This is a genomic window from Aeromonas sp. R2-2 (assembly GCF_040908355.1).
In the GTDB taxonomy this organism is placed as follows: Bacteria; Pseudomonadota; Gammaproteobacteria; order Enterobacterales; family Aeromonadaceae; genus Aeromonas; species Aeromonas veronii.
In genome coordinates, this window is record NZ_JBFODQ010000029.1 from 21,216 (window position 1) to 30,027 (window position 8,812).

An 8,812-nucleotide genomic window follows, 5' to 3' on the forward strand; every position below is an offset into this window, starting at 1 on the left:
TCAAAGCGTCCCGACCAGGGCCACCACCGAGATCGTGGTCAGGATGTCGCGCATGCCATCCATGAAAATGGCCCAGTTGCTGCTCTTGCTGTCAGGGATAAATACGGTGTCCCCTGCGCGCAGCACCGGCAACTGGCTAAAGTCGGGCTCTTTGGCAAAGCCGTCGAGATCGAAGCTGCGGGCCTGATCCCCCTGACCACTGGTGGCCATGTTGATCACCACAATCTTCTTGATATAGGCGCTGCTGGTCGGGCCCCCTGCCTCTGCCAGCAGATCCAGCAGGGTCATGGAGGAGTCAAAGCGGTAGCGACCAGGGCGTGCTATCGCCCCCAGCACCCTAATGGTGTTCTCCTTCGGCTCATCGAGCCAGGGGCGATTCTTCTCCGGCAGGTAGATGGAGTCGCCGGGCAGCACCTTGGGCAGCAAGGTTTCATCGCCGGTTTCAAAGTAGAGAGCAAGGTCGAGCTTGCTGACCCGCGCCGTGCTGCCACTGCGATGGGCGATGCGCACATTGCGCAGATCCGCCGCCGCAGTCGGACCATCGGCGGCCGACAGGATGTCGATAAAGCCCATCTGCTCATTGAAGGCATAGCGACCGGGAGCCCCGACCTGACCGAAGATATAGATGGAACTGTCCGGTGACTGGCGCACCCACTGGGACTTATTATCACTGGGATCGGTGGGCAGCTCGGGGATCATGATGGTGAATCCGGCCCGGATCTTCGGCAGGCTGGCCAGCGCCCCCCCCTGATGAAGGAACTTGTCGAGATCAAACAGGGTCGGCGTGGCCTGCCCCCCTTCGGCGGTCAGGATCTGCACCTTGGCGATATCGGCTCGCTCGTTGGGGCCACCTGCGTGGGCGATCAGATCCAGCAACGACATCTCGTCAGACCATTCATAGCGGCCCGGGATCCGCACCGCCCCCATCACCATCACCGCCCGCCCGGGTGCCACCTTCAACCAGGACTTCTCGTTGATATCGGTCTTTTCCGGCACAAAAATGGCATCACCGGGTTTGACTTGGGGAAGCGCCTTTTGCATCCCTTCGGTATAGGCCTGCAAGTCGATGGGTTCGATCGTGCCATCGGTGCGCAGCAAACGGATCTGGCGACTCTCGGCATAGCGGGTCGGGCCGCCGGCATTGGCCAGAATATCGAGGAAGGAGTCCCCTTCCCGCCCCTCATAGGCGCCGGGTTTGAACACCTCGCCCATGATGTAGATGGTGCGTGCCCCCCGTTTTATCTGCTCTTCATCCTTGGGCACGAAGATGGTGGCGCCCGGCGCCAGATTGGGCAGCAGCTTGTTGTTGCCGGAGTCGAGATAGGCTTTGAGATCGAACAGTTCGGGGGCATCACCATTGATCACCCGGATCCGCTCCACCCCGGCAAAGCGGGTCACCCCACCGGCTCGCATCAGCAGATCCACGATAGAGTTGCCGCTCTTGAAACTGAAGGCGCCGGGGCTGTTGACCTCGCCAAATACCTTGATCGCCTTGCCGGTATCCCCATCCCCGCCTGCCGCCAGGGTCGCCGCATCAAAATCGATCTGCACGTTGCCGATCAAAGGCGATGCGGGCACGAACACCACATCGAGGGATTGCAATGGCGGCAACACGCTGGCATCGCCGGTATCGAGATAACGCTTGTAGTCGAAGCTCGAGACCGTGCTGCCGCGCCGCACCTGCATGTTGTTGAGCTGGGCACCGGGTACCAACCCGCCAGCGGCATCAAGGGCCATCTGCACGTTGCCATCGGGCGCCAGATCATAACTGCCGGGTTTTTTGACATAGCCCATCACGCTGATCAGCAGCCGCTTCTCCAGCAAGGTGACGGTCAATTGAGAGAGGTTGTTGTAAACAGGTTTGAGGGCGGTGCGGATCAGTTCATCCGCCTGTTGCAGGGTCTTTCCCCCCACCACGACGTTGCCAACTTCAGGCAGTGCAATCTCCCCCTGCTTGTTGATCTGGAAAGGCTGATCAAAAGCAGGCTCACCGGGTTGCACTATGGCCAACCGATCACCGGGAGCCAACAAGGTGGAGGCCAGTAACGGGCAGGTGAACAACAGCAAGAGAACACAGATCAATCCTTCGAGAGCGCCCCGTTTCATAGACATCCTTTTCGTCTGTTACGTCTGCCCCCATTGGCGTAAGGGGAGCCCTGACCAATCAGCACGACAGCCATCCGCTGTTGTCTGTTGCAGCCGCAAACGTACTTGTTGTAGTGATTGTGCCAACACGGTCTGACGCCAGGCTACATCCGACCAGAGCCGTCCGTGCATATCCCGTTCGATATCAATACGTTGAGATTGTAGTCGTTTCAACTCGGCAGGCATACACCCCTGCAGACTCGCTTGCTTTAATTCCGTCAGCTGCAAGTCGAGTTCCTTCTGACGCTCATCATAACGAGACCAGACCCGCCGTTCATCCTCATTGACCGGAATACGGGTGGGTCTTGCCTCTGCCATGCCGCCATACCCCTGCGGCGGCCACTGCGCACAACCCGACAGCAGAATGGACGAGAGCAGGATACCAAAGCGTTTCATGATGCCGCGGCCATCATGCCACGGGAACGCATATAGGCCTTGATGCTCTCATGGCAGGGGATCACCCGGTCGATATGCAGCATCTCCAGCAGGTCATGGGGTTGACCGGGTCCGCAGACAAGGGCCATCTGATGCCCGTTCATAATCAATCTTTTATAGAGAAATACCAAGGCTCCGATCCCCGACGAGTCGATAAAATGAACATCGCTGATATCGGCCAGGATATCTCCCGGGTGGGTCGAGAGGGTTTCAAACAACGGGCGGAGCTCACTGACGGCCATCGCGTCAAACTCGTTTTCCAGTACCACTACCTGGATATCATTAAGGGTGTAAGTCATGCTTTCCATCGCTAGCTCCTTGTCGATTCTCAGACTATTTGCTGTCACGGCATTCAGCACGCTGCAAATGTTATGCCGGACAGTGCCACGGCACTTGTTCTCCAAATGATACTCTTTGCGCCTTATTCACCAACACCCACTCCTCGTTTTGATTGCCAAATTGCAATTGACCTCCCCCGCACGTTGCAAACTGCAATTCACCTTGGCCGAGATCGCCAGATAACAGGCTAAATGGCTGATAATTCAAGCCCATTAGACTGGGCCCGATTATTGCTTGCCTTTGGACACACTTCACAAGCCACCGTTGGCTCGGCCCCCCATGCCGCCATTTTCCAGGAAGGAGAGATCATGAAAGCAGGCCTTTACATCGCACCACTGTTGGCAGCCCTTTGCGGCACCGCATACGCAGCCCCCTCCCCTGACAGCGCCGTGTTGAAGGTTGAAGGCGCCATCAGCAGCCCCACTCATCAGGCTCTGGCCCTGTGGGACAGCGCCATGCTGGATCAACTGCCGGTACACGAAATCAAAACCCATACCCCCTGGTATGACGAAGCCAAGACCTTTCGCGGCCCGCTGCTGCAAGATGTATTGGCCAAGGTTGGGGCAACCGGCAAACAGCTCACCATTACCGCGCTCAATGACTACTCGGTACAGGTGCCGACAAGCGATGCCGAGCAGTATCGGGTCATCCTCGCCCGCACGATCAATGGCAAGCCACTGTCGGTGCGTGACAAAGGGCCGCTGTTCCTTGTCTATCCGTTCGATCAATATCCCGAACTGCAAAACAAGCTCTATTACGGTCGGGCTATCTGGCAGATCAGCGCGATAAAAGTGGAGTAGATCCCATCATGCGTTCCATGGCGGCCAGTCAACGTTTCTTGTTTGTGGTGCTTTGTGTGCTGCTCCTTGCCTTTGCTGGTATTGGTACCATCCAGTACCGGCAATTTCAGGATCTGCAGCGCAGTACCAGTCAGGGCGAAGACAACGTGATGTGGAACTATTTCCAGCTCTATAACGAAGCGCTGCGTTTTCAAAGCTCGCTGCTCCATGAGTCGCAACCGACCTTCCAGCTCAGATACGATATTCTGGTCAGCCGCATGGATCTGGTGCTGGAGAGCAAGGATCGCAGCCTGCTTCAGCAAACAGATATCTACCAGCAGGCAAGCAAAGCCATTCGCTCCTACATCTCTCTGGCGGATATCTGGCTCGGCCCGGAAGCCACCAAGCCGCTGGACAATCTTGCCCATCAGGAGCTGCGCCAACAGCTCGCCTCCCTGCTTCCCCTGCTCCATCAGCTGACTCTGGAGGTGAACCAGCAGGCAACCCTGTTTGATGTGGCACGCCGCGACAGCGTGAGGGAGCAGATCATCACGACGACACTCATCGCAACCCTGCAATTTGCGCTGCTCTTTGTGCTCGCCCTGCTGATCTGGCGGCAAATGAATATCTCGTTTCTGCAACACAAACTGATGCAGCAGCTCAATGACAAACTGCTGCGGGCAAATCAGGCGGCAGAGGCAGGCACAAGAGCCAAAAGCAGCTTTTTGGCCAACATGAGCCATGAAATTCGCACCCCCATGAATGGTATTCTCGGCATGCTCTCACTGCTGGCCGACCGGGATATGGATCCGAGGGAGCGAGACTATCTGGAGACGGCGCGCGAATCGGCAAACCATCTGCTCGGTCTGCTTAACGACATTCTGGATGTATCCAAGCTGGAAGAGGGCAAGATCGAGCTGCAACTGGCCCCCCATCACTTGCCCCAGCTGCTGGAGGATATCCGGGCTCTGATGCAGAGCAACTGCGATGCAAAAGGGATCAAGCTGACCCTGACTGTTGCCCCCGATACGCCGGAGTGGTTGATGATCGACCCGCTGAGAGTGCGCCAGATCCTCTTCAATCTGGTGAGCAATGCCATCAAGTTCACCCATCAGGGGGAAGTAAAGATCCACGTTGATAGCACCCTGTTGGAGCAGGATCGCCACTCGATACGTATCTCGATCCAGGACACCGGGATCGGCATGAGCAAAAGTCAGTTAAAGAACCTGTTTCAACGTTTCGCTCAGGCGGATGTCTCGATCACCCGCCAATATGGCGGATCGGGCCTGGGTCTTGAAATATCCCGTAACCTCGCACGCCTGATGGGCGGCGATATCTCGGTAGAGAGCAGCGAGGGGCATGGCAGTACTTTTACCTATATCTGGCCCGCCAGAGCCACGACCCCCTCGATTGTTTGCCTGCCGTCCAAGCCGCTGGATCAGGAGAGCTATCGCATCTTGCTGGTTGATGACAATGCCACCAACCGCAAGGTGATCGGCGCCATGCTCGACTCCGTGGGCCATCAGGTCACACTGGCCGTTCAGGGAGAAGAGGCGCTGGAGAAACTGGGTCACACCGAATTTGATCTGGTGTTGATGGATGTTCAGATGCCAGTGATGGATGGCCTGGTGGCCACCACCCGGATCCGCACCTCCCAGATGCCTTGGGCAGATATCCCCATCATCGCCCTGACGGCGGATGCGATGCCGGAATCCAAGCAATACTATCTCTCCCATGGCATGAATGGATATATCACCAAGCCCATCAATAAAGAGACGCTACTGAGCGAGATAAACAGACATATTTCCCATGGGCGGCTCAAATACAACGCAGCCATGCGTGTCACCAAACAGTAAAACCTTGGATTCCGGGCTACTGATTGCTCATGTGGGGCAACATTGACCTCTGCAGGCAACTGAATGGGCTTGGGTCTGGAATGCACACAGGAAAGCCGCTTCGCAACAGCTGCACGGGCCGTCGGCTTGTCTCGGGTATGCAGGGATTTTTTGATCTCTTTGCGGCGACCACAGGGGAGCGTGGTGACTTTCCGGTAATACCAGATGCCGTGGGGACTGAGCCAGAGATTCATCGATGAGCTCCTCGTCGTCCACACAAAGTGGATGACCAAGGGCTTTAGGAAGCTAACTTATTGAATTGCAGAAACAAGTGGTGGCCCTACCAGCCACATCCCGGCACTCGAGTCCCCCGCCTTGGCTGCTACCTTCCGGTCCTGACCAGGTCGACGGGTTATCAATGCGAGAGGACCAATAGGACCACCGGCGAGGAGAATAGGCAAACTGGGCGTTCAATGCAACGGCTTTCTACCCTCCAACAGATCGTTTGCCTTATTTTTCAACAATCTGCCGAATGAATCAGCTAAACAGCATAAATTTCGCCCCCACCAGCAGCATCAGCAGAGCAAATGCCTGCTTGAGGCGTCTTGGTGACAATCGGTGTGCCAGCTTGGCACCAAGGCGGGCAAACTGGGTACTGGTCAGCACAATGCCGAGCAGCGCTGGCAGATAGATGTAGCCCACACTCCACTCGGGCAGATCGGCATGACCCCAACCCGCATAGAGGTAGCTGAGGCTCCCCGCCAGCGCGATGGGCATGCTGCAAGCTGCAGAGGCCGCTACCGCATTGCGCATCGGCACCGAGTTCCAGCTCAGATAAGGGACGGTCAGCGAGCCACCGCCAATACCAAACAGCGCTGACATCCAGCCAATGATGGTACCGGCGATGCCTGTGCCGAGCGCCCCCGGCATATGGCGCTCCGCTTTGGGCTTGAGATTGAGCCCCATCTGTAGCGCCATGCTCCAGGCGAAGCAGCCGATAATGATATTGAGGGTACTGGCACTGAGCAGATTGGCCGTCATACCACCGAGCCAGGCACCAACCAGCATGCCCGCCCCCAATCTGCGGATCATCACCCAGTCGACGGCGCCCGCTTCCTGATGTGCTCTAAGCGAGCTGAATCCGGTAAAGATCATGGTGGGCAACGAGGTGCCGAGGGCCAGATGGGTAATTATTTCAGGGTCGATGTCCTGGGCGCGAAAGGTCATGACCAGCACGGGGACAATGATAAGACCGCCGCCGATCCCGAACAGTCCCGCCAGCATACCGGCAAAGGCGCCCAGCAGGAGGTAACCCATAAACAGCATAAAAATTCCTGTGTTAAACAAAAACTGGCCAACACGGCCGGGCAACAGTGGATATCTGCATGAAAAAAAAGAGATGGCGTGAGGGCCATCTCTTCATTGTGCCGGTTAGTGCAGGGGAATGGTACCGTCCATCACCTTGTAGAAGGCCAGTACGGCACAGCCAAGCAGGGCCGCCGTCATCCCCTGCTCCAACCGGTTAAGGCCGCGCAGACCGTGATGCTGACGCGCCTTCCAGTAGATGAAGATGCCCGGACTATAGAGCAGCGCCACCAGCAACAGGTACTCCACACCGGCAGCGTAGACCAGCCAGCAGCCGTAAACCGTCGCCACCAGGGCCAGCAGCAGGTCACGCTTGCGCTGATGGGGTTGACCCTGATAGGTCTCCCCTTTCAATGCCAGCTTCAGGCCATAAGCGCCCGAAAAGACGTAAGGCACCAGCGCCGCCGAGGTTGCGATGTTGACCAGCGCCAGATAGGTGCTGCTCTGGAAGTAGATGATGATCAGGAAGATCTGCACCAGACAGGTGGAGCACCAGAGGGACACCTGCGGCGAGCCGTTCTTGTTCTCCTTGGCAAACCAGCCCGGGAACACACCGGTCTTGCCCGCGATGTAGGGCACTTCAGCGGCCAGTACGGTCCAGCTGAGCAGAGCACCCATCACCGACACCACCAGACCGATGTTGATAAGCCAGGCGCCCCAGGGGCCGACCACGGCTTCGAGGATCATGGCGGTCGAAGGGTTCTTGAGCGCCGCCAGTTGCGGCTGGCTCATGACACCTAGCGAGAACAGGGTCACCATCACATAGAGTGTCAGGGCGCCGAGCAGCGCCAGCACGGTGGCACGGCCCACATCCTTGCGATGACGGGCACGGGCAGAGACCACCACGGCCCCTTCAATCCCGATAAAGACCCAGAGGGTCACCTTCATGGTGGACTTGACCTGATCCATCACGGAGCCCAGCTCCATGTTGTTCTGGCCCCAAATATCCAGAGTGAAGGTATCCATGTTGAAGGCCAGCAGGATCGCAACACAGAAGACGATGAGCGGCACCATCTTGGCGATGGTAGTGACGATATTCACCAGTGCAGCAACCTGTACCCCGCGCAGCACCAGCGCATGCACCGACCAGATCAGGATGGAGGCCAGCGTGATGGCCACCGGCGTATTGCCGTCACCGAAGATGACGTTGTCAGGCGTATCGAAGAAGTAGCTCAGGGCGCTGAACACCACGATGGCGTAAGAGACGTTGGCCAGCAGTTGGCAGAGCCAGTAACCCCAGGCGGCGTTGAAACCGATAAAATCGCCGAAACCGGCCTTGGCATAGCTGAAGATACCGCCATCGAGATCAGGGCGGCGCATGGAGAGGTTCTGATAGACCAGCGCGAGACAGATCATGCCAAGACCGGTGATGGCCCAACCCAGGGCGACCGCCCCGGCACTGGCATGCGCAGCAATGTTTTGTGGCAGACTGAAGACCCCGGCGCCGACCATGGAGCCGATCACCAGCGAAATGAGGGCGCCCAGCCCTAGTTTCTTGTCCATTTCAATCCTGTTTATTTAGGCGGCGGCAGAGCGTCCGTATTCATACTGCGCGCAATATGGGAGGGGCTGGGAATCCTGACCCCGTGAAAAAGGCGGCAACTATATTGCATGACTATTCCGACCGCAATCCCTCGTCCCGTCAATCATGCACCGCCTTGACCGCGCGCAATTTTACAGCACTGACCCATATGGCCTGTGAGCTGGCTCAAATTAACCAAGACCCATTGATATTTCTCATTTTTCTGCCAACACAACCTGACTCGCATGGTTCCTATGCATCGCCATTCAGGCACTCTCTGTATAAATAATCTGCATAAAAAAGGCTATGTCCCAATTACGTGTTGAAAGGCTAATCTTGAAGTAGGCCATCACCTTGAGGTCTGCCATCATGGATACCCCAGCCTTTCAACA

General features: G+C 57.1%; 7 protein-coding genes and 1 other RNA gene. 2 read left to right on the forward strand and 6 right to left on the reverse strand.

Going from position 1 to position 8,812, the window contains the following annotated elements:
* From AB5Z09_RS05485 to AB5Z09_RS05495, 3 genes are read right to left on the reverse strand one after another with little or no spacing between them, the layout of a single operon-like run.
* Positions 1 to 2,106, reverse strand: a complete 2,106-nt coding sequence (locus AB5Z09_RS05485) for an SLBB domain-containing protein (RefSeq protein ID WP_005360128.1) — start codon at positions 2,104 to 2,106, stop codon at positions 1 to 3.
* Positions 2,107 to 2,124: 18 nt separating this feature from the next.
* Positions 2,125 to 2,541: a hypothetical protein gene (locus AB5Z09_RS05490; protein ID WP_019445317.1), complete on the reverse strand. Its 417-nt coding sequence runs from the start codon at positions 2,539 to 2,541 to the stop codon at positions 2,125 to 2,127.
* Positions 2,538 to 2,888, reverse strand: coding sequence for an STAS domain-containing protein (locus AB5Z09_RS05495; RefSeq protein WP_005333409.1), 351 nt, complete (start codon positions 2,886 to 2,888; stop codon positions 2,538 to 2,540). The genes AB5Z09_RS05490 and AB5Z09_RS05495 overlap by 4 nt, the downstream gene beginning before the upstream one ends.
* A gap of 339 nt (positions 2,889 to 3,227) precedes the next feature.
* On the opposite strand from AB5Z09_RS05495, the gene AB5Z09_RS05500 reads away from it, so the two are divergent.
* Both AB5Z09_RS05500 and AB5Z09_RS05505 read left to right on the forward strand, forming a co-directional pair.
* Positions 3,228 to 3,719, forward strand: a complete 492-nt coding sequence (locus AB5Z09_RS05500) for a molybdopterin-dependent oxidoreductase (protein ID WP_005351410.1) — start codon at positions 3,228 to 3,230, stop codon at positions 3,717 to 3,719.
* Positions 3,720 to 3,727: 8 nt separating this feature from the next.
* On the forward strand, positions 3,728 to 5,554 hold the full coding sequence (locus tag AB5Z09_RS05505) for an ATP-binding protein (RefSeq protein WP_368194810.1): 1,827 nt from the start codon (positions 3,728 to 3,730) through the stop codon (positions 5,552 to 5,554).
* A gap of 317 nt (positions 5,555 to 5,871) precedes the next feature.
* Here the strand turns inward: AB5Z09_RS05505 and ffs are convergent.
* The 3 genes from ffs to arcD form a co-directional block, all read right to left on the reverse strand.
* Positions 5,872 to 5,968: signal recognition particle sRNA small type (ffs, locus tag AB5Z09_RS05510), an RNA gene on the reverse strand.
* A gap of 102 nt (positions 5,969 to 6,070) precedes the next feature.
* Complete coding sequence (locus AB5Z09_RS05515) at positions 6,071 to 6,859, reverse strand: sulfite exporter TauE/SafE family protein (protein WP_368194811.1); 789 nt, start codon at positions 6,857 to 6,859, stop codon at positions 6,071 to 6,073.
* Between the two features lie 105 nt (positions 6,860 to 6,964).
* A complete protein-coding gene (gene arcD / locus AB5Z09_RS05520) occupies positions 6,965 to 8,401 on the reverse strand; it encodes an arginine-ornithine antiporter (protein ID WP_005336921.1) in 1,437 nt (478 codons plus the stop codon).
* Between the last annotated feature and the right edge of the window lie 411 nt (positions 8,402 to 8,812).

Excerpts from the sequence above, each read along its gene's own strand:
- AB5Z09_RS05515 (WP_368194811.1), bottom strand. The coding sequence starts at position 6,859 with ATGCTGTTTATGGGTTACCTCCTGCTGGGCGCCTTTGCCGGTATGCTG.
- AB5Z09_RS05505 (WP_368194810.1), top strand. The coding sequence starts at position 3,728 with ATGCGTTCCATGGCGGCCAGTCAACGTTTCTTGTTTGTGGTGCTTTGT.
- AB5Z09_RS05495 (WP_005333409.1), bottom strand. The coding sequence starts at position 2,888 with ATGGAAAGCATGACTTACACCCTTAATGATATCCAGGTAGTGGTACTG.
- AB5Z09_RS05500 (WP_005351410.1), top strand. The coding sequence starts at position 3,228 with ATGAAAGCAGGCCTTTACATCGCACCACTGTTGGCAGCCCTTTGCGGC.
- arcD (WP_005336921.1), bottom strand. The coding sequence starts at position 8,401 with ATGGACAAGAAACTAGGGCTGGGCGCCCTCATTTCGCTGGTGATCGGC.
- AB5Z09_RS05490 (WP_019445317.1), bottom strand. The coding sequence starts at position 2,541 with ATGAAACGCTTTGGTATCCTGCTCTCGTCCATTCTGCTGTCGGGTTGT.
- AB5Z09_RS05485 (WP_005360128.1), bottom strand. The coding sequence starts at position 2,106 with ATGAAACGGGGCGCTCTCGAAGGATTGATCTGTGTTCTCTTGCTGTTG.